Consider the following 24,359-nt stretch of genomic DNA (forward strand, 5'->3'; position numbering starts at 1 on the left):
GTCGATGAAACCGGACATCCGGGAGGCCAGCCGTGTCCCTCGCCTTCTACGCCACGCACGCCCCGTTCTCCGACCCCGGCGATCTCGCCCACGTCTATGCCGACTTGCCGCGCGACCCCGCCCAACTCGCCCGCATCGCCCGGGACTTGCTGATCCACCGCGTGGAGGGCGACCTGTTCGGCCACACCCACCCGGTCGACCGTCTGCACAACGACGCCGAGACCCGCTACATCGACGACATCCTGCGCATCCTCGTGGAGCGGAACGACGCCCCGCTGCACCGGCGGCGCGAGCCCCAGGACCGCTTCGTCGGGACCTGCCGGGACTTCTCGCTGCTGCACTGCTCGTTCCTGCGCCACTTCGGCGTCCCGGCCCGCATCCGGATCGGCTTCGCCGACTACTGGGGGTCCAACGGCTTCCATGGCGACCACGTCGTCACCGAGTACTGGGACGAGGAACGCGGCTGGTTGTTCGCCGACGCCCAGCTCGCCGACCCCTTCGTCACCGCCCACTGGAAGGTGGACTTCGACCCGATGGACGTCCCGCGCGACCGTTTCGTCGTCGCGGGCGAGGCCTGGCAGGCGATCCGTGAACGCGGGGCCGACGAGAAGACCTTCGGGCTGCACCCGCCGTCGGAAGGGCCGTTCTGGGGCGAGCGGTACGTGGCCGGCAGCATCCGGCTCGACCTCGCCGCGCTCAACAGGGTGGAGACGCTGCTGTGGGACGTATGGGGCGAGGACGAGGGCAAGCCCGGGCAGCCGCTGCCGGAGTCGTCCCGTGACTTCTACGACCGTGTCGCCCCCGTCGTCTGCGGCGAGGTGTCCTTCGAGGCGGCGCAGCAACTGTTCGCGGAGGACGACGTCCTGCGCACCCCGCGGACGGTGACGTGCTACGCACCCTTCAACGGACCGAGCCGGGTCACCCTCCGCTGACGCCGAGGTCAGGCCACCGTCCGCAACCGCACCCCCGCCGACTGCCCCATCCCCCGCACCAACCGGTGCGCACACGCCGCCGTCAACAGCTCCCCCAGCAGGTCCGGGTCGCCGATCTCCAGGCCGAGGAGGGACTCGATCCGCTCCAGCCGCTGGTAGAGCGACTGCCGGCCGATGTGGAGCAGCGCGGCCGTGCGCGTCGGGGAGCAGCCGTGCCGCAGGTGGACCTCCAGGGTGCGGACGAGGTCGCTGGGGTGGGCCGCCTCCCAGGCCAGCAGCGGGCCCAAGGCGTGCTGGACCAGCCCGGCGAGCCGCTCCCGGTTGGCGTCCACGCCGCCCCGGGTCAGCTCCCGTTCCAGGGCCAGCGCGCGCGAGGACGTCACCAGCGGGCCGTCCGGCACGCCCGGTTCGGCGGCCGGCACGGTCAGCGCGAGCTCCAGCGTCGTACGGGCCGCACGCAGCGTGTCGCTCCAGCGCAGCCAGCCTCCGCCGACGGCGACGGCGTGCCCGACGGCGACCGTGAGGCCGGGCTCGGCGGCCGTACGGAAGGCGTCCTGGACGGCGCGCACCGGGTCACCGATGCGTGAGCCGGGCAGCGACAGCAGCGCCAGCACGTCCCCCGGGAACGCCGCCCGCAGCACCCCCGCCCCGCCGAGCAGCCGTACCGCACGGTCCACCGTGCTCACGTCCCGCGTGCCGTGCAGGGACACCCCGAGCAGGCGGGCCCCGGGGCCCGGGTGGAACCCCGCCAGCGCCGCCCGCGCCTCCACCTCCGGCTGGTTCAGCGCCGCCCGGTCCGCCAGATCCGCCAGCAGGGCCGCCGTGTGGTCGTCGCCCCACGGCCGTACGACGGACCGCCCCGACAGGCCCCGGGCCACGATCGCCCGGTTGGCGGCCTCCGTGATCCGCACGAAGGGCACGACCCGGTGCAGGGCCACCAGCGGCAGCCCCAGCCGGCGGGCCTCGTCGGTCACCTCGTCCGGCATCGACGGCAGCGACCGCCCGACCTCCACCGCCAGCCCGGCCGCGTCCCGTGCCGCCAGCTCCCGCACGTACCGCCGCCGGACCTCCTCGTCGGCGTCCGTCAGCCCGAAGCCGTTCGTCAGCAGCAGCTCCCCGCCGTCCAGGAAGTTCGCGCCCTCGTACACCTCGCTGGAGTGCACCCAGCGGACGGGACGGTCCAAGGAACCCTCGCCCGCCAGGAGCCGGGGTTCGGCGGCCCGCACCGGGTCCAGCTCCAGGACTTCACGGAGGGTGAGTGCGGGCACGGGAACCTCCAGGGCGCTGACAGTTCGTCCGGCTGCGGGATGCCCGGAGAGTACTTTCCGCACGTTGCCCTCGTGTTTCCGCCACAGGAGAGTGAAGTCATGGACCTTATGGATCAGGCGACGGCACGTATCTGGCTCGCCACCGCCGTCGAGGAGGCCCGCGCCGGGCTCGCCGAGGGCGGCATCCCGATCGGCGCCGCCCTCTACGGCGCCGACGGCACCCTCCTCGGCCGCGGCCACAACCTCCGCGTCCAGGACGACGACCCCTCCATGCACGCGGAGACGGCCGCCTTCCGGGCGGCGGGACGGCAGCGGACGTACCGCGGTACGACGATGGTGACCACCCTCTCCCCGTGCTGGTACTGCTCCGGCCTGGTCCGCCAGTTCGGCATCTCACGGGTCGTCGTCGGCGAGGCGGCCACCTTCCACGGCGGCCACGACTGGCTGGCGGAGCACGGCGTTCAGATCGTGCTCCTCGACGACCCCGAGTGCGTCGAGATGATGCGCGACTTCATCGAGAACAACCCGGCACTGTGGAACGAGGACATTGGTGAGTGACAGCCCCGCCCCCCGTATCCCGACCATCGACCTGAGGCCCTGGATCGACGGCGACCCCGACACCCGCGCCGAGATCGCCCGCACCGTCGACGACGCCCTCCAGACCGCCGGATTCCTGCTGGTCACCGGGCACGGGGTCGACCCGGCCCTGCGCTCGGGCATCAGGGAGGCCGCGCGGACGTTCTTCAGGCTCCCCGTCGACGTCAAGCAGCCGTACACGGCGAAGGTCGGCGGACGCGGCTGGCTCGGGCCGGGCGCGGAGGCCAACGGCTATTCGGAGGGTACGCAGACCCCGCCGGACCTGAAGGAGTCGCTGACGTTCGCGACGCACGAGCACTTCGAGGATCCCGTGGTCGACGCGGAGTGGGCGGCACCGAACGTCTGGCCCGCCCAGGTGCCGGAACTCCGGGAACTCTGCGAGGAGTACCTGGCGCGGATGGCCGACCTGGAGAAGGAGCTGCTGTCCCTGCTCGGCGAGGCGCTCGGGCTCGACGCCGACTTCTTCTCGAAGCACATGGACCATCCGACGTACGGCTTCAACATCAACTGGTACCCGGGGACGGAGGTCGTCGGGGAGCCTCAGCCGGGCCAGTTCCGGATCGGCCCGCACACCGACTTCGGGACGGTGACCATCCTCGACCGGCAGGCCGGCAAGGGCGGGCTGCAGGTGTACACGGACCCTGCGGACGGGGGTGTCGGCTGGGAGGACGCGCCCTTCGACCCGGACGCCTTCACCATCAACATCGGTGACCTGATGGCACGTTGGACGGGCGACCGCTGGCGTTCGGGACGGCACCGCGTGCTGCCGCCGCCGGCCGACGCGCCCGCCGAGGAGCTGATGTCCCTCGTCTACTTCGGCGAGTGCACGCCGGGCACGCTGGTGGAGTCGCTGCCGGCGCCGGTGGGGCGGGTCGCGTACGAGCCCGTCGACTCGCACACGTACCTGCGGGCGAAGCTGGACTCGATCACCGTGGCCTGAACCGTGGACCGCATCGGAAAAGCGCGTCGAGAGTTTCGTAACGCAACGGACACCACGGGGTCTGGCCCGCACCAACTCCCCCTCCTTACTCTGATGTTGGAGTCTCTGGGGGGAGAGATGCGGTGGGCAGACCGTTGCACGGGCGCGGGGCGCTGTTCGACACCGATCCGGCCGGTCTTGCTTCGCGGCTCGTGGGCCTGCGTCCGCACCAGCACCGGGCCACCGCCGTCGAGCATCCCAACGAGCTGCCCTTCGTGCTGCTCACCGGCGGGCGGGGGCTCGGCAAGAGTGCGGTGCTCGGCGAGTTGCGGGACGCCTACAAGGGGCACACGCCGGTCGCGTTGATCGACTGCGAGGACGTCCAGTTCGCGAGGCCGACCGGCGGGCGGCCGCTTGAGGCCTGGTCGCCGGTGTCGCAGGCGCTGCTGGGGGTCGCCGAGCAGCTGGCCGAGCCGGTGACCGGTGCCGGGCGGATCACTTTCCCGCGGCTGATGTCGGGCCTCGTCGCGGTCGCGGCGGGCGGCTGGGACGACGCGGACTCCGAGCGGATCCGGCGCGAGGTGGAGCGGATCCTGCTGCTGAACGAGGGCGGGTCGTGGATCGCCGGGTTCGCGGGGCGGATGGCGGGCCGGGTCACCGCCAACGTCGTCGCGGCGGTGAGCGGCACCGGCCCGCTCGTCGCGTCGGCGATCGAGGCGACCCTGGAGTCCTTCTCCGACAGTTTCGTGAACCGGCGCCAGCAGCGGGCCTCCGCCTGGTGGCGCGCCTACCCGAACGCGGGCGCCGACGCCCGCCGCGGTCTGATGCTGCTGTCCGGGCACTTCCGGGCCGGCGGCACATCACGGGAGCACGCCGAGCGCCATCTCGTACGGGCGCTGCTCGCCGACCTGACCGACGCGTACGCGGGCGTGCTGCCGCGGATGCAGCGGCTGGGGCGGCCCGTCGTACTCATCGACAACGCGCAGCAGGCTCCCGGGCCCGGACTGGCGGACGCCATACTGCGCGACCGCGCCGACGGGATCGCCGACCAGGTCGTGTTCGTCGGCGGCCTGCGCGGCGCAGACCGTCCCGCCCTGCGCAACGCCGTACGGCGGACCCTGGCGGAGGTCGCGCGGCGCAGCGACTGGGCGCCGGACCCGGCGGCCCCGTCCTCCCGTGCGCTGCTGGTGGCGCTGGCGCCGCTCAGCCCCGACGACACCCTGCACCTGGTGGGCGCCGCCTGCGCTCAGACCCCGGCGCCACCCCAACTGCCTTACGCCACCCACCGGTTGACCGGCGGCAACCCGCTGGGGATCGTCCGGCTCGCCGACTCCGCCGCGCAGAACCTGCCGGGTGCCGCCTCCCTCGGGGAGCTGCTGACCGCGGACGTACGGCTGCACGACGACCATGACGGGCGGCCCACCTACCTCGAACTCCTCGACCGGCTGGTGCCCGCCGACCGCCTGGACGAACTGACCGTGCTGGCCGCCGCCCACGACCACGACTCGGCCTGCGCGCTCGCCGAGGCACTCCTCCCGGACGACTTCGGTCCGGCGGACGTGCGGGCGCTGGAGACCCGGCTCGTGGCGGAGGGGCTGCCGCAGGTGCCGGGCCGGTTCGTCGGGGACTCCTTCGTACGGACCCTGCTGTTGCTGCGGCTGCACCACCGGGACGCGGACCACGGTCAGTGGCGGCTGGCGCACGAGACGCTCATCCGCCACTACGCGCACTCGGCCGACGACGAGGATCCGGCCCGCGCCCGCTACCGGCTGCACCACGAACTCGCCCTGGGCGGCGCGGAGTCGGCGGTGGAGTACCTGCGCGACGCCTTCCCCGCCCTGGACATCCGCATCTGGCTGCGGTCGCTGCGGTTCATCGCGTCGGCGCCCTACTTCCACGCGCACGACGCCGAGGGCCACGACTTCGCGGGGCGGGACGACCGGCGGGCGGCCATCGCGCTCGGGCGCACGGACGCCGTGCAAGTCGTGCCGGAGGGCGCGGACGCCGTACTGCACCTGCGCATACGGCGACTGCTGCACGCCGTGTGGCAGCTGACCGACCCGCTCGCGCTGCCCGACCCGAAGGTGTGCGACCGGCTGCGGTTCGAACTGGAGCAGCTGTCCAACCTGCGGCCCGCGGGCAACGCGCTGCTGTGGCGGGCCTCGCGGGACTGGCCCGAGGACGCGCTCGCCGGGCGGGCGTTGCGCGTCCCGGACGACGACGAGGACGAACCGGACGGGGATGCCTGATGGGTCGCAGAGGCCGCACAGGCCACGGGGAGGCGTGATGGCGGGGAGCGGTTCCGGCAGCGGTTCGGGCAGCGGCTTCGGCACTCGGTTGCGCGAGGGCGTCTGGGAGATCCCCCTGCGCCGCTACCTCGCCCTGCTGGTCGCCGCCGCGGTGGTGACCGGGCTGGTCTTCGGCGTGCGGGCGCTCGCGCACGACGACCGCTCCTGCGCCCCCGGGGTCCTACGGCCCGAGGGCAGCGACGAGTGCGTGGGCGTGTCGGCGACGGACTACTACTTCGGCCGGTCCCGACTCCGGGACACGGTCAGGGCGATCGACCGGGAGAACAGGTCGCTCAAGGCGGACAGCTATGTCACCGTCGCCCTCCTCGAACCCTTCACCGCGACCGACTCCGACAACCTCGGGGACGTGCTGCACGAGTTGCAGGGCGCGTATCTGGCGCAGTACCAGGCCAACCACAAGTCGGCCGGGCAGACCCCGGCGATCCGGCTGGTGCTGGCCAACCCCGGGGCGACCGGCGCCCATTGGGAGCACACGGTCGACCAGCTGGAGGGGATGACCAAGGGCCCGGACCGGCTGCGAGCGGTGACCGGGGTCGGACTGAGCACCGAGAACAACAAGAAGGCCGTCGCCGAGCTGACCCGGCGCGGGATTCCGGTGATCGGCACATCCATCACCGCCGACGACCTCGCCAACGGCCAGGACGGCACCGACCCCTTCCCGGGGCTGGCCCGGGTCTCCCCCACCAACACGGACGAGGCCCGCGCACTCGCGTCCTTCGCCAAGGTCACGGCGGGCAACGCGCTGCTGGTGTACGACAAGCCGGGCGACCCGTACACGACGACGCTGCAGAAGTCGTTCGCGGACCTCATCGAGGGCTCGCCGTACGAGCCGCAGCCCTTCACTCCGCCCGCCGACCGCAGCCAGGAGGGCACGACCGCCAACACGTTCCGGCAGATCACCCACCTCGTGTGCGACACCGCGCCGGACACCGACACCATCCTGTTCGCCGGACGGCACACCCAGCTGCGGCAGTTCATCAACGCGCTGGGCGGACGCGGCTGCCAGGACCGCAGGTTCACCCTGCTGACCGGCGACGAGGCCTCCTACCTCACCGGCGACAAGGAACTCGACCGCAGCGCCCTCACCCACAACCTCTCCGTGCGCTACACCGCCCTGGCCCACCCGGACGCCTGGACGAAGGACCCGGTGAAGACGGGCGGCTCGGCGAAGGACGCGGACGTCCTCAACGGGCTGCTGGCGAGCAGCAAGCGCGAGCCGGTCGGCCCGATCGGTCCGATCACCCTGTCGGACGGCCAGCTGATCATCGCGTACGACGCCATGCAGCTGGCCGTCAAGGGCATCCGCGAGGCCACCCCCGACGGCGAGGTGGTCCCGCCGCCGGCCGACGTCGGTCTGCAGTGGCCGCAGGTCAAGGGCTCGCTGAAGGTGAGCGGGGCGAGCGGCTGGATCTGTCTGGACGTGCACGGCAACCCGTACGACAAGGCCGTCCCGGTGGTGGAGGTGACCCCGCAGGGCACCAACCGGTTCGTGAAGATCGCCTGGCCGGAGGGGAAGCCGCCGGCGAAGGAGTGCCTGCCGCCGTCCTAGGACTCCGGCTGGTCCCCTCAGGTCTACAGGTGATCCCCTCAGGTCTCCGGCTGGTCCCCTCAGGTCTACAGGTGATCCCCTCAGGTCTACAGGTGGGTCCCCTCAGGTCTCCAGCTGATCGATCAGCCGCTCGAACCGGGCCCGCCAGCGCGCCTCCGACTCCCGGTCCCCCCGGAACTCGTGGGTGAAGCGCAGGGCGGATCCGTCGTCCCCGTCCCGCTCCAGGTGGAACCTGATCCGCCCGCCGCCCTCCACCGTGTACTCGGCGACCCGCTCCACGTCCCACGCGGTCACCTGCCCGGACCCCAGGTCACGCAGGGTGACCGCGCCGCCGAGGCGGGGTTCGAGGACATCGACGGCCGTCCACCAGGCCGCGATCCCCTCCGGGGTGGCCAACGCCGGCCAGACCGCCTCCATGGGCCTCGGGAACCGCACCAGGAAGTGCAGGATGCGCATGTCCCCGTGGGTCTGGCTGGTGCCCTGTTCGACGGAACCGCTCATGACACCAGCCTGCCCCCGGCTTGCGGAACGCGCATCCCTCAGGGCCGCTGACCTGCGCGGTCGACGACGGCCCGGCGGAGCACAGCGACGCGGCGTCGTCGAGGCGCCCGGCGACCTCGTCGGCGAAGTCGCGCACCGTCTGGTCACGGGGCAGGCGGGCGACGGCGGCGGCGTGTCTTCGGGCGGCGCGGCGGGTGTTGCGCGTGACGTTGGTGGCGACGCCCAGCAGCCAGGGGCGCAGGGAGCCGCCGTCCTCGGCGACCTTCGCCCGCAGCCGCCAGGCGTCGAGGAAGGTCAGCGAGACGACGTCCTCGGCGAGTGCCCAGTCCCCCGTGAGCCGGTAGGCATGGTTGTAGACGGAGCGTGCGTACGCGTCGAAGAGATCACCGAAGGCGTCATGGTCCCCCGCGCGAATCCGTTTCCGCAGATTCGTATCCACGCCCTCTACCTGTCCGTACGACGAAGGCCGGTTCCCGTGACTCAGGTCACAGGGAACCGGCCTCCACCGTAAGGGAGTCGGCTACACGCCCGCGTAGGAGTGCTTGCCGCTCACGAAGATGTTGACGCCGTAGTAGTTGAACAGCCAGCAGCCGAACGCGATCAGCGCCAGATAGGCGGCCTTGCGGCCCTTCCAGCCGGCGGTGGCGCGGGCGTGCAGGTAGCAGGCGTAGGCGACCCAGGTGATGAACGCCCAGGTCTCCTTGGGGTCCCAGCCCCAGTAGCGGCCCCAGGCGTCGCCCGCCCAGATCGCGCCGGCGATGATCGTGAACGTCCAGAGCGGGAAGACGGCCGCGTTGACGCGGTAGGAGAACTTGTCGAGGGACGCCGAGGCGGGCAGCCGCTCCAGGAACGAGGTGGCGAACCGGCCGGGCTCGCCGCCGCTCGCCAGCTTGTTCTCGTACGAGTCCTTGAACAGGTAGAGGATCGTGCTGACGGCGCCGACGTAGAAGACCGCACCGCACAGGATCGCGGTCGAGACGTGGATGTACAGCCAGTACGAGTGGAGGGCGGGAACCAACTGGTCGCTGGCGGTGTACAAGACTGTGACGGCGATGCCGAGATCGAGGAGGACCGTCGTGATCAGGAACAGGCCGAGCCAGCGCACGTTCTTCCTCAGCGCGAGCAGCGTGAGGTACACGCCGACGGCGACCGTGGAGAAGGTGATGTTGAACTCGTACATGTTGCCCCAGGGCGCCCGCTCCACCGAGGCCGCGCGGGCAACGACCCCGCCCAGCTCGATGAGGAACGCGAGCACCGTGAGGGACACCGCGATACGCCCGTAGAGGTCGCCCTGCGCGTCGCCGCCATGGGCGCCGGGCCCGTCGGGCACGTCACGCGCCCCGGCCGCCGCCCGCACCACGACCTTCGGCCGCTCCATCACGGCGGTCCCACCGGCCTTGTTCACGGTGACGGCGGGGCCGGCCGCCTCCTTGCTCGCGGTCAGCGCGGCTGCCGTACGGCCGATCTTGCTGCGGCCACCGAAGATCCATTCGGTGATGTACGCGAAGAAGGCCAGGGTGTAGACGGCCATGGCGGAGTAGATCAGCGTGTTGCTGAGGTTCGCGAGGTTTTCGTTGGTGGCGGCGGCCAGGTTTGTCGCGGCGGCCAGATCGGTTGCGGCGGCGAGAGTCACTGCTCAGCCCCTTCGGCAGGTACGACTTGGGGGTCGGGGGAAACGGAAGGATCTGCGGGGGCGTCATCCGCGTCGGGCACGCCCGGTGCCTGGTCGTAGAGGATCCCGGCGAGGTCGCCGAGTTCCTCGGGCACCTTGGCGGACTCGCTCCGCCCGAGGCCGGCCATCTCGACGACGGTGACGCCGTCGTCGCCCTTGACGGCCCGCACCCACACGCGGCGGCGCTGGATGAACAGGGAGCCGGCCAGACCGAAGATCGCGGTGACCGCGCCGCCGAGCGCCCAGCCGCTGCCGGGCTGCCGGGTGATCTGGAAGTTGGCCCACTCCTTGGTGCCCTCGTAGGTGACCGAGCCGGCGCCGTTCGGGAGCTTCATGGTCTCGCCGGGCTTCAGGTTCTCCCGCAGCTGCTCGCCCTTGGAGTTCTTGAACTCCTTCAGGTGGCTCTTGTCGAGCTGGTACACGCTCTGCGGGATGCCCGCGTCGACACCGAGGTCGCCGTGGTAGGCCTCCAGGTTCAGCACCGGGTTGGTCAGCGCCGGGAACTGCGAGGCCACCTCGTTGCCCGGCACGTAGGACGGCAGGAAGAAGGCCTGGAAGCCGAGCTGTTCCTTCACGCCCTTGGCGTTGCGGTAGCCGTCCATGACCTTGATCGCACCGGAGGAGGTGACGTTGGAGTCGAGCGGCAGGAGGGGCACGGCCTGGCTGTAGACGACGTTGCCCTTGCCGTCTCGGACCGTGATGACGGGCGCGTAGCCGTGGGCGGTGAGGTAGACCTTCGAGTCGCCGATCTCCAGCGGCTCGTTGACCTTGACGGTGGTCTTCTTGTCCTTGCCGTAGGCGCCGATGCTGTAGTCGAGGGCGGCCTGATAGGTGCGTGGGGTGCCCTTGTTCGGGCCGCTCGGCTCGTAGGTGCCCGTGAAGTCGTCCAGGGTGAAACTGAACGGGTCCAGGTCGTCCTGGCTGAAGAGGTTGCCGGACTTGAAGTCGTCGTACTGCGTGATGGTGTTGGAGAAGCCGTCGCCCTCCACGATCAGCTTGTTGCCCTCCATCTTGAAGAGCTGGCCCCAGGCGAAGGCGGTGAGCAGCACGATCAGGGCGATGTGGAAGGCGAGGTTGCCCACCTCGCGCAGATAGCCCTTCTCGGCGGCGACCGCGTCCCCGGTGAGGTGGGCGCGGAAGCGGCGCTTCTTCAGAAGGGCGAGCGCGGCCTCACGTACCTGCTCGGGCTCGGCCCCGGTGCGCCAGGTGGTGTAGGCGGGCAGCCGGGTCATGCGCCTGGGGGCACCGGGCGGGCGGCCGCGCAGCTGGCCCACGAACTGCCAGGTGCGCGGGACGATGCAGCCGATGAGGGAGACGAACAGCAGGATGTAGATCGCCGAGAACCACACCGAGCTGTAGACGTGGAAGAGACCGAGCTTGTCGTAGACGTCACCGAGGGCGGGGTGCGCGTCGCGGAAGTCGGCGACCTTCGTCTCGTCGGTTCCGGTCTGCGGGATCAGCGAGCCGGGGATCGCGCCGAGCGACAGCAACAGGAGCAGCAGCAGCGCGACCCGCATGGAGGTCAGCTGCCGCCAGAACCAGCGGGCCCAGCCGATGACGCCCAGGGAGGGGAGGCTGGGCAGCTCCTCCTTGGGCGCCGTGGAGAGCTGGGATCCGGCGGCGCCGAGGTCCTGTTCGTCCGGGGTCGGGTCGGCGGGCGCGCCGGTGGTCGTCTTGCTCATCGATCAGATCCCCACAGTGAAGCCGTTGGACCAGTTCTGCATCTCGGAGACGATCTGGTCCCACGCGCCGGTAAGCAGCAGCAGCCCGGTCACGATCATCATGGTGCCGCCCAGGCGCATCACCCAGACGTAGTGGCGCTTGACCCAGCCGAAGGCGCCGAGCGCCTTGCGGAAGGCGACCGCGGCGAGCACGAACGGTACGCCGAGGCCCAGGCAGTACGCGACCGTCAGTATGGCCCCGCGGCCGGCGCTCGCCTGGCTGAAGGAGAGCGCCTGCACGGAGGCGAGGGTGGGTCCGATGCACGGCGCCCAGCCGATGCCGAAGAGGGCGCCGAGGACGGGGGCGCCGATCAGTCCGGCGGCCGGCTTCCTGTGGAAGCGGAACTCGCGCTGGGTGAGCCAGGGCATCAGGCCCATGAAGAAGACACCCATGAGGATCATGAGCACGCCGAGCACCTTGGACAGGATGCCCTTCTGCTCCTGCAGCGTCTCGCCGAAGTACCCGAAGAGGGCCCCGCCGGAGACGAACACGGCGGTGAACCCGAGCACGAACAGCGAGGCTCCGGCCACCATCCGCCCGCGGCGGGCGTCGGCCAGGTCGGTGCCGGTGACTCCGGTGACGTAGGAGAGGTAACCGGGGACGAGGGGCAGGACGCACGGCGAGAAGAAGGAGACGAGTCCGCCGAGCAGGGCGATGGGCAGGGCGACCAGCAGGGCACCGCTGAACACCGTCTCGTTGCGGCCCGTCGCCTCGGCGAGGGTCAGGAGCGCGCTCACGTCACTTCTCCGCGAGGACGGGCTTGAGCATGCCCAGCAGGCTCTCCTCGCCGAGGGCCTGCAGGGCCCGCGCGGCGATCTTGCCGTTCTTGTCGAGGACGAGCGTGGAGGGGACCAGCTGCGGGTTGAGCGTGCCCTTCTTGAAGCGGAGCATCAGCTTGCCCGTCGGGTCGTACAGGCTCGGGTAGGTGATCCCGAAGTCCTTCTCGAAGGCGACCGCGAGACCCGTGCTCGCGTCCCGGGTGTTGATGCCGACGAACTGGACGCCCTTGCCCTCGTACTCCTTGGAGACCTTGGAGAAGTACTTGGCCTCGGCCCGGCACGGGCCGCACCAGGAGCCCCAGATGTTCAGGACGACGACCTTGCCCTTGTAGTCGGCGACGTCGAGCTGCTTGCCGTCGATGGTGGCGCCGGAGAGGTCGGGGGCCGCGGTCCGCTTGCCCTGCGCGACGGTGTCGATGCCGTTGTTGCCGGTGACGAAGTTGGTGTCGCCGCCTCCGCCGGACACACCGCCCGAGCTGCACGCGGACAGGGTCAGCGCGGCTGCCGCGGCAACGGCGGTGAGCAGGACGGCACGACTACGGGTGCGACTACGGCTGGCGGCACTCATGTGAAAAGTTTCGCATGCCCGTTCCGGGGATCTTGCGCACCCCCCTTGCGGGCGGAAACCCGCATTTCAGGCAGCGTTCGAGGAGGTCGCCGAGGCGGACGGGGCGGTGTCCTGCAGAAACTCGCTCCAGCCGCCGACTGGCTGCTGCCCGACATCGAGCGTGCGCAGCTTGGCGAGCACCTCGGGCTTCTGCACGTCCAGCCAGTCGACGAACTGCCGGAAGGAGACCAGACGTACGTCCTCGCCCTTCTCCTTCTCCCGCGCGATGTGCTTCAGGGCCTCCTCGACGGCGTCCATGTAGATGCCGCCGTTCCACTGCTCGAAGTGGTTGCCGACGAAGAAGGGGGCGCGGTTTGTCTCGTATGCCCGCTTGAATCCCGCGATGTAGGCGCCGGCGGACTGCTCGCGCCAGGCCGGGTAGTTGTAGGCGGGCGCGTTGGTGGAGTTGACGGACTGGTTGGCGAGCATGTTGTAGTCCATCGAGAGGACCTCGAACTGGCGGCCGGGGAAAGGTATCGCCTGCAACGGCAGGTCCCACATGCCCTGCTGCTTCTGCGGCCAGACCTGGCGGCCGCCGGGCGAGGAGGCGTCGTAGCGCCAGCCGAGTTCGCGGGCGGTGGGCAGCAGGTTGCCCTGGCCGAGGAGGCAGGGCGTGCGGCCGCCGACGAGTTCCTTGTCGTAGTCGAAGGGCAGCGCGGGCAGATCGGTCCACCCCGTGTTGGTCCGCCACTCCTTGACGAAGGACTTGGCCTGGTCGATCTCGCTGCGCCACTGCTGGGGCGTCCAGTTGCCGACGGTGCCGGTGCCGGCACAGAAGTGGCCGTTGAAGTGGGTGCCTATCTCGTGCCCTTCGAGCCAGGCACGCCGCACATTCACCAGCGTCGCCTTGACGTGCTCGTCGGTGAGGTAGCCGATGTCGGAGGCGCCGCGCGGGTTGTTCGGCGGGTCGTAGAGGCGCTTCTTCGACTCGGGCAGCAGATACAGCCCGGAGAGGAAGAAGGTCATGCTCGCGCCGTGCTCCTTGGCGAGGTCCAGGAAGCGCGGGAAGAGACCGTTGCCGACCTCGGCGGCCCCGTCCCAGGAGAAGACCACGAACTGTGGCGGGGTCTGCCCAGGCTCCAACGGCTCGGGCTTCGCGGGCTGGTGGGGCTGCTTGCCGGTGAAGGAGGTGGAGCCGTCACCGAGGGGGCGGGCGCTGGGCTTCGGACTGCCGGGGCGACCGCCCCCGGAACCGGAACCACCGGCATGGCTCGACCCGTCTGACGACGTGAGGGTGCCGCACCCCGCCAGTCCTGCGGCGGCCGCGGCGCCCGCGCCGAGTCCGAGTGCTCCCCTGCGGGTGAGAGTGCGCATTGCATCCCCGTTCGTCACGTTCTCTGGTGGTCACCCAGTCAGAGGAGGCGACGAACGGGGAGGTTCCTTCGATACTTCCGGATTCCGTAACAGAGGCACACGGAAAGGGCTTACGCCCCGAAGGCCTTGCCCTTCCCCTTCACCGGCTTGGCGCCGGCGAGGAGATGAGCGGGCACCAGGTCGCGGGCCGGCTCGGTGTAGCCGACGGACACGATCTTGTCGCCCTGGTACGTGAAGGTCGTCAGGGACGCGAGGGTGCACTGCCGCTTGCGCGGGTCGTGCCACAGCCGCCGCTTCTCGACGTACGACCGCACGATCCAGATCGGCAGCTGGTGACTGACGAGGACGGCCTCGTGCCCGCGCGCCTGGTCCTTCGCCGCGTTCAGCGCACCCATCATGCGGATGACCTGGTCGACGTACGGCTCACCCCAGGACGGCTTGAACGGGTTGACGAGGTGCTTCCAGTTCTCGGGCCGGCGCAGCGCCCCGTCCCCGACCCCGAAGGTCTTCCCCTGGAACACGTTGCCGGCCTCGATGAGCCGGTCGTCGGTGGCGAGGTCCACGCCGTGCGCCTTGGCGATGGGCGTCGCCGTCTCCTGCGCCCGCTCCAGCGGGGAGGCGACGACGTGCGTCACATCACGGGTGGCGAGGTGCTCGGCGACCCGGTCGGCCATCTGCCGGCCAAGCTCGGAGAGGTGGTAGCCGCCGAGACGGCCGTAGAGGACGCCGTCCGGGTTGGCGACCTCACCGTGCCGCATGAGGTGGACGACGGTGATGTCGTGGTTGTCGCTCATGCTTCCGTGGCCTCCGCAGCCGCTCGGGCCGCCGCCGGAAGGGCGTCGGCGATCCGCTGGACGGCCCGCTCGTCATGGGCCGTGGACACGAACCAGGACTCGAAGGACGACGGCGGCAGATAGACGCCGCCTGCCAGCAGGGAGTGGAAGAAGGCGGTGAAGCGGTAGGACTCCTGCGCCTTCGCGTCCTCGTAGGTGCGGACCGGGCGGTCCGTGAAGAAGACGGAGAACATGTTGGAGGCGTTCTGCACGGTGTGCGCGACGCCCTCCTTGGTGAGGGCCCCGGAGACCAGCGCCTGAATCTGCGCCGACACGTCGTTGATCCGGGCGTAGGCCGCGTCGTCGAGGAGCCGCAGCTGGGCGAGACCGGCGGCGGTGGCGATCGGGTTACCGGAGAGGGTGCCGGCCTGGTAGACCGGCCCGGCGGGCGCGAGGTGCCCCATGACATCGGCGCGCCCCCCGAAGGCGGCGGCCGGGAACCCACCCCCCATCACCTTGCCGAAGGTCATCAGGTCGGGCCGGACGCCGTCGATGCCGTACCAGCCTGCCCGGCTGGTACGGAAGCCGGTCATGACCTCGTCGGAGATGTAGAGCGCGCCGTTCTGCGCGCACGCGTCCTTCAGCCCCTGGTTGAAGCCGGGCAGCGGCGGTACGACGCCCATGTTGCCCGGGGACGCCTCGGTGATCACGCAGGCGATCTCGCCGGGGTGGGCGCCAAAGGCGGCGTGCACGGCGTCGAGGTCGTTGTAGGGCAGGACGATGGTGTCGCCGGCCTGGGCGCCGGTGACGCCGGGGGTGTCGGGGAGGGCGAAGGTGGCGACGCCGGACCCGGCGGCGGCGAGCAGCGAGTCGACGTGACCGTGGTAACACCCGGCGAACTTGATCACCTTGGTGCGCCGGGTGAACCCGCGGGCGAGCCGGATGGCCGACATCGTGGCCTCGGTCCCGCTGGACACCAGCCGCACCTGCTCCAGCGGCTCGATCCGGTCGACCATCTCCTCGGCGAGCGCGACCTCGCCCTCACCGGGCGTACCGAAGGAGGTGCCGCGGGAGACGGCGTCCTGCACGGCGGCGATGACCTCGGGGTGGGAGTGCCCGAGGATCATGGGCCCCCAGGAACAGACCAGGTCGACGTACTCGCGCCCGTCGGCGTCCTTGAGGTACGGGCCGCTGCCGGACACCATGAACCGGGGTGTTCCGCCCACGGCGCGGAAGGCGCGCACCGGGGAGTTCACGCCGCCGGGGGTGACGGCGGACGCGCGGTCGAACAGGGCCTGCGAGACAGGCGCATCGTATGAATAGGGCAATTCGCTCATGTCCTGCGACTTCTCCGACCTTCTCCGACTGCTCGGACTCCGGTTTTGCCAGTGACCTCCTCAGGGTAGGCCAGGGGCACCGGGGACAGCGGGCCGCTGCGGACGCGCTGCAGGGGAGGCTACTGACCCGGCAACCAGTCCCCCGCCCTCCGGCATCTGCGAGACTGGCACCTGATACACACAGCTCACAGGGACGATGTTGTGGTGCGTCCTGTTCAGGGGCTGCAAAGATCCTGCGGGCAGGTGTTTCAACGCACGTTTCGGCGGGCGGCCGTGGGGGAGGTCACTGACACGATGATCGGGTTGCGCGGCGGGGGCCACGGGTCCTAGAAAAGCAGTCGGGTGGAGATATGCATCGCGGTGGTGGACTGGGCGAGGGGACTGACGACCGGGGTCCTCGACGTGCCCGGCGGGGAAAGCACCGGCGCGAGGCGGAAGAATCGAACGAAGCGCGTCAGGGACACGTTGTACCTGGTGTACCCAGTGAGGAGCCGGAGCGGGCCGACCGAAGGGTCGACCGGCTGAGGGCGGGGAGCAGGAATGGTGGTCGGGTGGGGGTGACGTACAAGTACTTCGGCGCGCCCGACGGCGCGACCGCAGCCCGCGTCCCGATCTCGATGCGCCCCGAGGAACTCGGCGGCGACGAGCTCGGCATGAACGGCATGTTCACGAAGATCAAGCCGGAGACCATGGCAGCGATGGTCCTCACCGGCATCGAGGGCGTCCCCCTCCACAAGGTCCCGCCCCTGGAGCTCGTCGTCCTGCACCCCGACTACGCGGTGGTCAAGCTCCCCATGACGGTCGTCGACCCCCTGCGCGGCATCGGCGAGGAGGCGGTGGGCGCGGCGGCGTTCATCTGGTCCACGGTGCCGGACCGGGGTGGGCCGCGGGATGCGTTCAACGTGTACCAACTGCTGCACGAGTGGCAGGACTTCTCGCACCGGTTGCATGAGGCGGGGCATCAGCCGTACTGCCTGGTGTGGCCCTGAGCTGGGGTTTCGTAGGGGTCGGGCGGGGTCTTCGGGCCTCGCCCTTCTGCTTGCCGGAGAGGGGGCGTCAGGCGGCCAGGGCACATTGAGGGCACATTGGTTTAGCCGAGGGCACTGATGCGCCCTGGGCTTCTGGTGCTGGCTACTGTCTGAAGGCGTCGTCGATCGTCTTGCGGGTCCGCGTCTCGCTGGACGACAGCGGGTGCGTGTACGTCCGCAGCGTGAAGTCCGGCTCCGAGTGGCCGGCGTACTCAGGTTGCCGCCGGTCAGTCGCTCGGCCCAGGTCAGCCCCCGTCGCCCGCTGCCATTCGAGCGGGGCGCACTTGCTGAGTTTCGCGAGCGCCTCAAGAGCCTTGGGCTCCTGACGGGCGATCCTCATCCAGTGAACCGTGAGGTCGGCAATGGTGTCAGGGTGCAGCCAGCCGCCTCGCGCGCGGCCAGGGGCGCATCGGTGTCGGCGTCGCTCACGTCAATAAGGCGACCGTGCTGTTATTGAGCTCACTGAGCGGCGTCGGCCTGCACTTTCGCAACGGGCCTTGGCGGCATGGCCTACTCCAGGCCCTGATGGCGTCGCTCTGCCTCTTGGTCTTCCCGCCGGGCGTCTGCTTCGTACGACTCCGCAAGCCCTTTGAGCAACTTCCGGGTTCGCGGCCACGCGCGTACGCGTTCGGCCTGCTCCCGGAAGGACCGGGCCAGCTCCGTCTCCTGCCCTCCACCGTCTAGGAGCCCCCGGCTAGTCACACCTCGTTTGTTGTAGATACCAATACTGAGACCGCTTTCGAGATCGCTGCTATTGATCTCTTCAAGTAGGTCTCGGACAACTTCCGGAACTTGCAGGTCGTCCTGGTCGCGCGGGGCGAAAGCAAGGACCTGACCGATCTGCACGTCACCCACCCTGGCGCGATCCCTGGAGGCCAGTTCTACCCGTGCCGTCATGACCCACGTGCGCAGTGCAACCGGGTCGAGGGTTCCGTCGGCCTTAAGTCCTGGACACGTTCGCAGCGTGCGAAGGGCTTGGTAGGAATGGTTCGCAATATTGCGCCTATTCTCCTTTTCTACGACATCTACCGTATCTTCGCCGGAAGCGGTGCTGGGACGAAAGGACCACGTCACCAAATCCGCGAACGCCTCAGGGTCCTCGACCAGCGTCTTGTGGAGGATTGGAGCCTTAGCGTCGAATCCGAGCGCAGGCAAGAGTTGCCACTCCAGACTGAGGATGCGCTGACGCCCGACCTGCTCGCAGTGCCGCGCCAGCAGCGCAAACAGGTCCTTGAAATGTGAACTGAGTCGCCCGATCTCAGGATCGCTCAATCTAGCCGCAATGAGGTCCTCAGGCCCGGTGACGACAATCTCAGCGACCTCTGGAGTGTCCCCTTCCTTGTCGTAAAGGAGGATCAGGTCCAGCGCTGCTGCAGGTCGGCCTGCACCCAGCAGCGACCGGGCCGCATCAAGCGCTCGTGGGAAGTCGGGGCCGAGCCCAAAGTAGGAGAACTCACGCCAGTAATGTCCTGCTACTTCCGGACGGAGTTCAGAGAGTTTCGACCACGCGGCGGCTGGTTCTGGGGAGAGTCGCAGGAGCACTGCCTGAACATGCGGAACCTCTGTGAGAGAAAGAAGTCTGTCGCGGAGATCATTCCCTCGAGCCCACATGCGCCGACGCAGGTACCCAACCGCGACCTCCTTGGCTGGTGAGGCGTCCTCCTCAAGCCAGGACAGCAGCTCTTGGTCATGGTCCTCGGAGTGCTCGGCGAGAGCGATGCCCACCAGGTCGGCGAACTCGGCTACGGAAGCCAGCTCGGCAAGAACCGTCAGCCCTCCATTCGCGACTGTCTCCCCGACTGCGGCGGCCCGCCGGGCGAGGAGTTCCGCGTCGTAGGCAGCGAAGTCGTCACGCCGCCTGATGTCGCCGAGCGTGATCCAACCGGACTGGAACAACCATGCGTACCGCCTCACCGGATTCCGAGGCTCAAGCGCTTCGCATGCGGCTTGGAGGGGGCGAAGCTCGTCTGCGGGAAGGGCCCACGCGGTGTCCGCATACTCTTGGTGCCGGGCGACCTGATCGCGCAGTGCGCGGTGGAGAACCGCGCGCTGATCGTCATCTTCCAGGTCGCCGGCCAGCTCAGTCAGCCCTCGCGCGACCTCAGCGCGGTGTTGGGGAGGGAGAACGTCGATTTTACCGATCAGTTCGGCATACAGCTCGGGGGCAGCGTTGACTTCGTCCAGGAGTAGGTCGACCACGGCGGTGGTCACACTCCATCGATCATGCGGGGTGACGACGGTGTCCCTTTTCCAGTCACGGAAACGCGGACCAGGATGGCTCATCTGTATAGCGTGACTGTCAGGAATGAGCTGGAGGAGCAACTTGCGGCCGAGTGCCGGCTGCCTCCGTACCAGACGTCGGATTACTCTTATGCGGTCCTCGGCATGGGCGGTCGTGTTAGGAGCCCACGCGCTGAGAACCCCCACCAGACTCGCAAGGGGACGATTCGAGAGCCGGCCGCCCGGGTCCACGACAGCCAGCGCAGCCAGTACGTCGACTGCGTCATCGAGGTGCTCGGGAGACCACGCCAGGATCTCCAAGGACCACAGAAACTTTGTGTGAGGGGAGCTGGATCCAAGGCCCATGTTGTCAGGCTGGTTGTCGGCGAACATGGCAACGTGGAGAGGCCCGGTGCCACTGAGGCCGTCGTGCATCGCCTCTACGAACTCCTCCGGAGCGGCCTCAGCCAGCAAGGCGAGCACATCGCCCAGGGAACGCCACAGGATGTACGTGTCATCAGCGTTCGCCTGCTTGAGCAGATCACGAACCAGCAGTCGCGCCCATCGGTCTCCCGTGACGCCTCCGGGTCCCCGTAGGTCCGCGCCCAGAGTGCCCAGGAGGGCGAGCGACTGGGCGAGCCCTGTGCGAAGGGTGTGTGAGAAGCACCGTCTCACGCCCATCACCCCAGCCCTCCACCGCTCGCCCGGGTCCAGACCGAGGGTGGGGTCCGTTTCGGTCAGTACCTCCGAGACTGCCGTTCGAAAGAATTGGAGATCGTCGCTGGTGAGGGATCTACCGAGCAAGGTCCAGGCATCCTCGGCAGCGAGCACGTGCCAGATCTCTTCCTGGTGGCCGAGGAAAGGGATGTCGGTCCCGGCGGCGAGCTCCCGAGCCCGTTCCTGCAACTCTTCGTATTCAAGTCCCGTGCACTGCCCAACCACACGGCGGTCTTCCTGGTTGTCCCCGTTCCAGGAATTCAGCAGGAGCAGCCGCCGGCGGACCACATCGAGCGTCGAGGCCCGTTCCGATGTGAGTGGCTCCGGGTGGTGGGCCAGGGCTCGCCGCAGCGCAAGCAGGCTGCGGCGACCGAGCGCGCCGAGTCGGGCCGCACGCTCACGCGGCATGTCGTTGGAGAGCAGCAGGGACTCGATGACTTGGCTGTAGAGCCTGGGCACCTTCACGTCGCACCGGGCGCCGGGCATCGCCGCCCACACCAACTGGTGAGGCTGCTGCTGCGGAATGTCCCGGGCGAGGGCCGGGTCTGCGAGGACCAAGATCAACGGCTGGCGCTGCGTGACCAGTTGCTCGATACCGCTCTTGTCGGAAACGAACAGGACCCGCGCCCCCACCTGAGTGGCCCCCAGGATGCCTTCCTGTTCTAGGGCAGCGGCTACGAAAGCGCAGACTTCATCGGGACGCAGATCACCACCTAGCGTGGTCACCGACCGGCCGGTGGCGAGTAGGGCACCAAAGTCGGCGGCTGCCTTCTCTCTTCCTGCCAGCACCACCGTTCGGTCCAGCGGGATGCGCGTCGACCGGAGCCAACTGTCAGTCCACCACGAATCCAGAGACCGCACGCCCGGCAGTGCCTTCCCCAGTCGGGCAGCAAGCCATGCCGTGGTGGCGGGCGCTTGTTCCAGCCAGAGGTCGATCCCGTCGAGGTTGTACCCACGTACCTCCCGCCACCGACCGTCTTCGGTGTGGCGCTCGGCCCAGGTTCGAGCATCTCTCCACGTGTCGAGGACGACTTCTACGTAGGTGACGTCTTGGGTCGCGAGCCCCTTCGGGCCTTTGATCCTCTTCTCGTAGTCATCCTCGGCCTTGCTGTTGCCGCCGCCAACAGACAACTCCCACACCGAAGTTCCCTCGGGCACGAACGCCGACGGTCGCGACGCTGTGACGATGCCGTCGTAACCGCCGACGGCGGTGCCGGAGCCGCCGGGCATGTCCAGCGATTCCAAGCCGCTTGCGGTCTCGGCTATCAAGCGCCGGATCAGCAGCGGGAGGACGGTATCGAAACCCGCGTCACCACGTGCCTTGCGAAGATCGTCACGATCAATTGGCGGCCACACAGTCATGCTCCGACGGTACTGCTACCCACTGACACTCCTTTCGGTTTCAACTCCGTCGACGCCATCGTCGTCCGCCTCATACTCATCCACAGACCGGGGTTCAACATCATTCGGCGGCCTGGAGGCCGAGGTCCGGGGCCTGATGCGTGTGGTCAGGCTGAGGCCGCCAGCTATCTCAGACCATGGTTCGCCAACTGAGATCCTCGATCGCACCCGCCCTCGCCAGGTGCGGACGACCCGTCAGGCAGCCAGAGCGCCTCGCGGGCACTTGGTATTCGGTGGAGGCCCTGCTGCACTCCAAGCTTCGGACTCCCTGTATTCGGTGAAGGCATCGTCGATCGCCTTGCGGGTGCGGGTCTCGCTGGACGGCAGCAGGTGCGTGTACGTCCGTAGCGTGAAGCCGGGGTCCGAGTGGCCGAGGTACTCGGAGAGCGCCTTGATGCTCTCCCCCGCGTCCAGGAGCACGGAGGCGTACGCGTGCCGGAGGGCGTGCATACCGTGCTCCGGGGCCGCCTGGAGGTACCTCGCCCCGCGCTCGCGGGGAGGGATCACACTGGCGGCGACCAGGGCTCGCTTCCAGGCGCCCATGTTGAAGACGCTGCGGTTATACGCCCGGCCCTTCTCGTCGACGAAAAGCAGACGGAAGGTCTTGGGCTCGCCGTCAGGCTTCGCCCAGGGGAGCGTGATCGCCTTCGGCGGGAACTGCCTCATATGGGCCTTGAGGGTTGCGGCCAGCTGAGCCGACAGCGGCACCGACCTGATCTTGTTTCCCTTAGGCAAGGCGAAAACGGGCTTCGTGCCGACGAGCCGCACCTGGCGGTTGACGTGGATCCAGCCACCCCTGAAGTCGATGTCCTCGACGGCGAAGCCGAAGACCTCCCCCTGGCGCAGACCGCACCCGAAGGCGAGCTTGCCGCCTGCCTGGAAGCGCTCGGGCAGCCCGGCGATGACGGCACGCACACGCTCCAGGGACCAGGGGACGATCTTCTTCTTAGTCGCGGTCGGCAGCTTGACCGACTTCGACTTGCACGGGTTCTTCGGCAGCAGCCCGTCCTCCACGGCCATGCCGAGGATGCTGGAGAGGATGTCGAAGATGCCCTCGATCGTCGACACCTCGAAGCCGCCGTCCTGCAGCGTGCGAATCCAGCCCTGAATGACCGAGGGCTTGTTCAAGGACCGCAGCTCGCGCCGGCCGAGGTGGGCGACGATGTGGTTGCGGACGGTGGCCTCGTAGCGGAGGGCCGTGGTCGGGCCTACCGAGTTGGCGTCGAGCCACCTCTGGGCGTAGGCGCCGAGCGTCTGCTTCGTCTCGGCGGGAACGACGTAGCTGCCGCTCCGGATCTCGACGTCGACCTCGGCCGCCCGCTTGTCGGCTTCGGCCCTCGTGTGGAAGTTCTCCTTGCGCTGGTGGCTGTCCAGGTCCCGGTACCGGACCTGCCAGCGCTTACCGATCCCGTGGTCAGAGGTCGGGACCATCCGCCGGGTGCGGCTCTTGTGCTCGCTGCACTGGGTCTCGTCCGGCTTGGGATGGGACTTGTGCCAGCGGTCGTACACGTCAGCCAAGAAGGGCCTCCTGGACGGGGTTTGGGGACTGGGGGGTGGCGTGGGTCGCGGCGGTGTGCGTCAGCCACGGGAGCAGCAGGGCTGCGGGAGGAGCGGCGAGCTGGTGCTGGGGCCGGCTGGCACGAGGCGTGGGTGCTCGATGGCGCGGGCGGCGTGGAGGCCGGCGGGGCCTATTTCGACAGGTCGGTTGGGCATGACAAATAGCTGTAACTTGCAGTCGGCCGTCATGGCAAGAGTTAGTTCTTAAACTCTCCAAAAGTCGCCCGGAGGCGAAGTGGTGTTCGTCTCGTCGAATTCCGGCACATCACGAGCCGTTTCGGCGGGGAGGTTGTGCTACCTTCCCTCCGCGTCAAAGAAGTGGGCGATTTGAGCGGCTATCGGATGCGATGCCCGCTGGGCGAGCCGCGCCACTTCTCAGCGCTGGGCGCCACCTCTGAGCTGCCGAGGTACCGGATTCCGGCACTTCAGCCGGTTGCTTCTCCGCAGAAAATTTCGACTTCCGTGGGAGCGATTTCGGCAACCGGGGATCCGCCCTTACTGTTTTGGTCTTCCCCGGCGACGCTGAGGGAAGTAGCCGGGAGTTTCAGAATTCACTCTGGACGCTTCCCAGGTGGTGTGGCTGTGTTGCCCACGCCTGCCATCCAAAACCCTGATTCCGATATGGAGACCTCATTGCCGAACCACTCCCCGCGCCTTGCCGGCGCCGAGCGTGACCAGCTCGCCACTCCCACCGACGTGGCCGCGTACCTCGGAGTGCCGGTGAAGACCCTCTACCAGTGGAAGTACCGGGGCATCGGCCCCAGCGTCCACAAGGTCGGCCGTCATCTGCGCTACCGGTGGCGGGAGGTGGACGCGTGGCTGGATGCCCAGACGTCGTACGACCTGACGGCCTGACCCCGCGTCTGGCGCGGACAACGAAGCGGCCCCCGGCGCGCCAACGCCGAGGGCCGAAGACTTCCCAACTGATCGCCCATCCCTGAACGAATGAGCTGGTGAGGGGCGGGACCTTGCCCGTCCTGCCTCTCACCGGAGAGGAACGCCTATGGAGGACTCTACGTCCCCCAGCTCCACGAACACCTCCCCGACCGGCTGGCCCACTCCCGCGATCCCCGGCGAGGGCGTCCCCTGGCGCCGCAGGGATCAGGCGGACACACGGTCCCCGGCGTCGGGGACCGTCGAGCACTCGGCGGATGTGG

At 69.2% G+C, this 24,359-nt stretch carries 19 protein-coding genes and 1 pseudogene; 7 read left to right on the forward strand and 13 right to left on the reverse strand.

Annotated features, from left to right (window positions below):
* Window positions 1-32: 32 nt before the first annotated feature.
* Window positions 33-932, forward strand: a complete 900-nt coding sequence (locus ADK57_RS30975) for a transglutaminase-like domain-containing protein (protein WP_053752928.1) — start codon at window positions 33-35, stop codon at window positions 930-932.
* Window positions 933-940: 8 nt separating this feature from the next.
* Here ADK57_RS30975 and ADK57_RS30980 read toward each other — a convergent pair whose 3' ends face one another.
* Window positions 941-2,200 (reverse strand): PucR family transcriptional regulator, encoded by a 1,260-nt coding sequence (locus ADK57_RS30980; RefSeq protein ID WP_053752929.1) that lies wholly within the window; start codon window positions 2,198-2,200, stop codon window positions 941-943.
* A 99-nt stretch (window positions 2,201-2,299) separates the two neighbouring features.
* On the opposite strand from ADK57_RS30980, the gene ADK57_RS30985 reads away from it, so the two are divergent.
* From ADK57_RS30985 to ADK57_RS31000, 4 genes are all read left to right on the forward strand, one after another.
* A complete protein-coding gene (locus ADK57_RS30985; protein ID WP_053752930.1) occupies window positions 2,300-2,758 on the forward strand; it encodes a nucleoside deaminase in 459 nt (152 codons plus the stop codon).
* On the forward strand, window positions 2,751-3,737 hold the full coding sequence (locus ADK57_RS30990; RefSeq protein ID WP_053752931.1) for an isopenicillin N synthase family dioxygenase: 987 nt from the start codon (window positions 2,751-2,753) through the stop codon (window positions 3,735-3,737). The genes ADK57_RS30985 and ADK57_RS30990 overlap by 8 nt, the downstream gene beginning before the upstream one ends.
* Before the next feature lie 122 nt (window positions 3,738-3,859).
* Window positions 3,860-5,965, forward strand: coding sequence for a hypothetical protein (locus ADK57_RS30995; RefSeq protein ID WP_053752932.1), 2,106 nt, complete (start codon window positions 3,860-3,862; stop codon window positions 5,963-5,965).
* A gap of 37 nt (window positions 5,966-6,002) precedes the next feature.
* A complete protein-coding gene (locus ADK57_RS31000) occupies window positions 6,003-7,574 on the forward strand; it encodes a hypothetical protein (RefSeq protein ID WP_053752933.1) in 1,572 nt (523 codons plus the stop codon).
* 102 nt (window positions 7,575-7,676) lie between these two features.
* Here the strand turns inward: ADK57_RS31000 and ADK57_RS31005 are convergent, their stop codons facing one another.
* The 9 genes and pseudogenes from ADK57_RS31005 to hemL all read right to left on the reverse strand — a co-directional run bounded on the left by ADK57_RS31005 (window position 7,677) and on the right by hemL (window position 16,279).
* The gene (locus tag ADK57_RS31005) at window positions 7,677-8,075 is read right to left on the reverse strand and encodes an SRPBCC domain-containing protein (protein WP_053752934.1); all 399 of its coding nucleotides are present in this window, start codon (window positions 8,073-8,075) and stop codon (window positions 7,677-7,679) included.
* Window positions 8,076-8,157: 82 nt separating this feature from the next.
* A pseudogene (locus ADK57_RS47995) lies at window positions 8,158-8,502 on the reverse strand (RNA polymerase sigma factor); the annotation flags it as partial.
* A gap of 93 nt (window positions 8,503-8,595) precedes the next feature.
* Entirely contained in the window at window positions 8,596-9,708 is a 1,113-nt protein-coding gene (ccsB, locus tag ADK57_RS31015; protein ID WP_199830725.1) for a c-type cytochrome biogenesis protein CcsB, read from the reverse strand.
* The gene (gene resB, locus ADK57_RS31020) at window positions 9,705-11,429 is read right to left on the reverse strand and encodes a cytochrome c biogenesis protein ResB (RefSeq protein ID WP_053752936.1); all 1,725 of its coding nucleotides are present in this window, start codon (window positions 11,427-11,429) and stop codon (window positions 9,705-9,707) included. The genes ccsB and resB overlap by 4 nt, the downstream gene beginning before the upstream one ends.
* Window positions 11,430-11,432: 3 nt before the next feature.
* Window positions 11,433-12,206, reverse strand: coding sequence for a cytochrome c biogenesis CcdA family protein (locus tag ADK57_RS31025; RefSeq protein ID WP_053752937.1), 774 nt, complete (start codon window positions 12,204-12,206; stop codon window positions 11,433-11,435).
* Window position 12,207: 1 nt separating this feature from the next.
* Window positions 12,208-12,816, reverse strand: coding sequence for a TlpA family protein disulfide reductase (locus ADK57_RS31030; protein ID WP_053752938.1), 609 nt, complete (start codon window positions 12,814-12,816; stop codon window positions 12,208-12,210).
* Window positions 12,817-12,882: 66 nt separating this feature from the next.
* Entirely contained in the window at window positions 12,883-14,169 is a 1,287-nt protein-coding gene (locus ADK57_RS31035; protein ID WP_053752939.1) for a hypothetical protein, read from the reverse strand.
* A gap of 110 nt (window positions 14,170-14,279) precedes the next feature.
* Complete coding sequence (locus ADK57_RS31040; protein WP_053752940.1) at window positions 14,280-14,963, reverse strand: histidine phosphatase family protein; 684 nt, start codon at window positions 14,961-14,963, stop codon at window positions 14,280-14,282.
* Window positions 14,960-16,279, reverse strand: coding sequence for a glutamate-1-semialdehyde 2,1-aminomutase (gene hemL / locus ADK57_RS31045; RefSeq protein ID WP_053752941.1), 1,320 nt, complete (start codon window positions 16,277-16,279; stop codon window positions 14,960-14,962). The genes ADK57_RS31040 and hemL overlap by 4 nt, the downstream gene beginning before the upstream one ends.
* Before the next feature lie 551 nt (window positions 16,280-16,830).
* Here hemL and ADK57_RS31050 point away from each other — a divergent pair.
* Window positions 16,831-17,268 (forward strand): hypothetical protein, encoded by a 438-nt coding sequence (locus ADK57_RS31050; protein ID WP_003974483.1) that lies wholly within the window; start codon window positions 16,831-16,833, stop codon window positions 17,266-17,268.
* Between the two features lie 142 nt (window positions 17,269-17,410).
* On the opposite strand, the gene ADK57_RS51530 is transcribed toward ADK57_RS31050, so the two are convergent.
* From ADK57_RS51530 to ADK57_RS31065, 3 genes are all read right to left on the reverse strand, one after another.
* A complete protein-coding gene (locus ADK57_RS51530) occupies window positions 17,411-17,647 on the reverse strand; it encodes a hypothetical protein (protein ID WP_053752942.1) in 237 nt (78 codons plus the stop codon).
* A 170-nt stretch (window positions 17,648-17,817) separates the two neighbouring features.
* Window positions 17,818-21,606 (reverse strand): hypothetical protein, encoded by a 3,789-nt coding sequence (locus tag ADK57_RS31060; protein WP_053752943.1) that lies wholly within the window; start codon window positions 21,604-21,606, stop codon window positions 17,818-17,820.
* Window positions 21,607-21,840: 234 nt separating this feature from the next.
* Window positions 21,841-23,154 carry a tyrosine-type recombinase/integrase gene (locus ADK57_RS31065; protein ID WP_053752944.1) on the reverse strand — a complete coding sequence of 438 codons (1,314 nt, stop codon included), beginning with the start codon at window positions 23,152-23,154 and terminating at the stop codon, window positions 21,841-21,843.
* Between the two features lie 681 nt (window positions 23,155-23,835).
* On the opposite strand from ADK57_RS31065, the gene ADK57_RS31070 reads away from it, so the two are divergent.
* Window positions 23,836-24,057 (forward strand): helix-turn-helix transcriptional regulator, encoded by a 222-nt coding sequence (locus tag ADK57_RS31070; RefSeq protein WP_420711920.1) that lies wholly within the window; start codon window positions 23,836-23,838, stop codon window positions 24,055-24,057.
* The last annotated feature ends 302 nt before the right edge of the window (window positions 24,058-24,359 follow it).

It is taken from the genome of Streptomyces sp. MMG1533 (assembly GCF_001279775.1).
Taxonomy (GTDB): Bacteria; Actinomycetota; Actinomycetes; order Streptomycetales; family Streptomycetaceae; genus Streptomyces.

Bases quoted from the DNA above. Each gene is read 5' to 3' on its own strand.
- resB (WP_053752936.1), bottom strand. From the start codon at position 11,429: ATGAGCAAGACGACCACCGGCGCGCCCGCCGACCCGACCCCGGACGAA.
- ADK57_RS31040 (WP_053752940.1), bottom strand. From the start codon at position 14,963: ATGAGCGACAACCACGACATCACCGTCGTCCACCTCATGCGGCACGGT.
- ADK57_RS31000 (WP_053752933.1), top strand. From the start codon at position 6,003: ATGGCGGGGAGCGGTTCCGGCAGCGGTTCGGGCAGCGGCTTCGGCACT.
- ADK57_RS31005 (WP_053752934.1), bottom strand. From the start codon at position 8,075: ATGAGCGGTTCCGTCGAACAGGGCACCAGCCAGACCCACGGGGACATG.
- ADK57_RS31060 (WP_053752943.1), bottom strand. From the start codon at position 21,606: ATGACTGTGTGGCCGCCAATTGATCGTGACGATCTTCGCAAGGCACGT.
- ADK57_RS31035 (WP_053752939.1), bottom strand. From the start codon at position 14,169: ATGCGCACTCTCACCCGCAGGGGAGCACTCGGACTCGGCGCGGGCGCC.
- ADK57_RS51530 (WP_053752942.1), bottom strand. From the start codon at position 17,647: ATGAGGATCGCCCGTCAGGAGCCCAAGGCTCTTGAGGCGCTCGCGAAA.
- hemL (WP_053752941.1), bottom strand. From the start codon at position 16,279: ATGAGCGAATTGCCCTATTCATACGATGCGCCTGTCTCGCAGGCCCTG.
- ADK57_RS31030 (WP_053752938.1), bottom strand. From the start codon at position 12,816: ATGAGTGCCGCCAGCCGTAGTCGCACCCGTAGTCGTGCCGTCCTGCTC.
- ADK57_RS30985 (WP_053752930.1), top strand. From the start codon at position 2,300: ATGGACCTTATGGATCAGGCGACGGCACGTATCTGGCTCGCCACCGCC.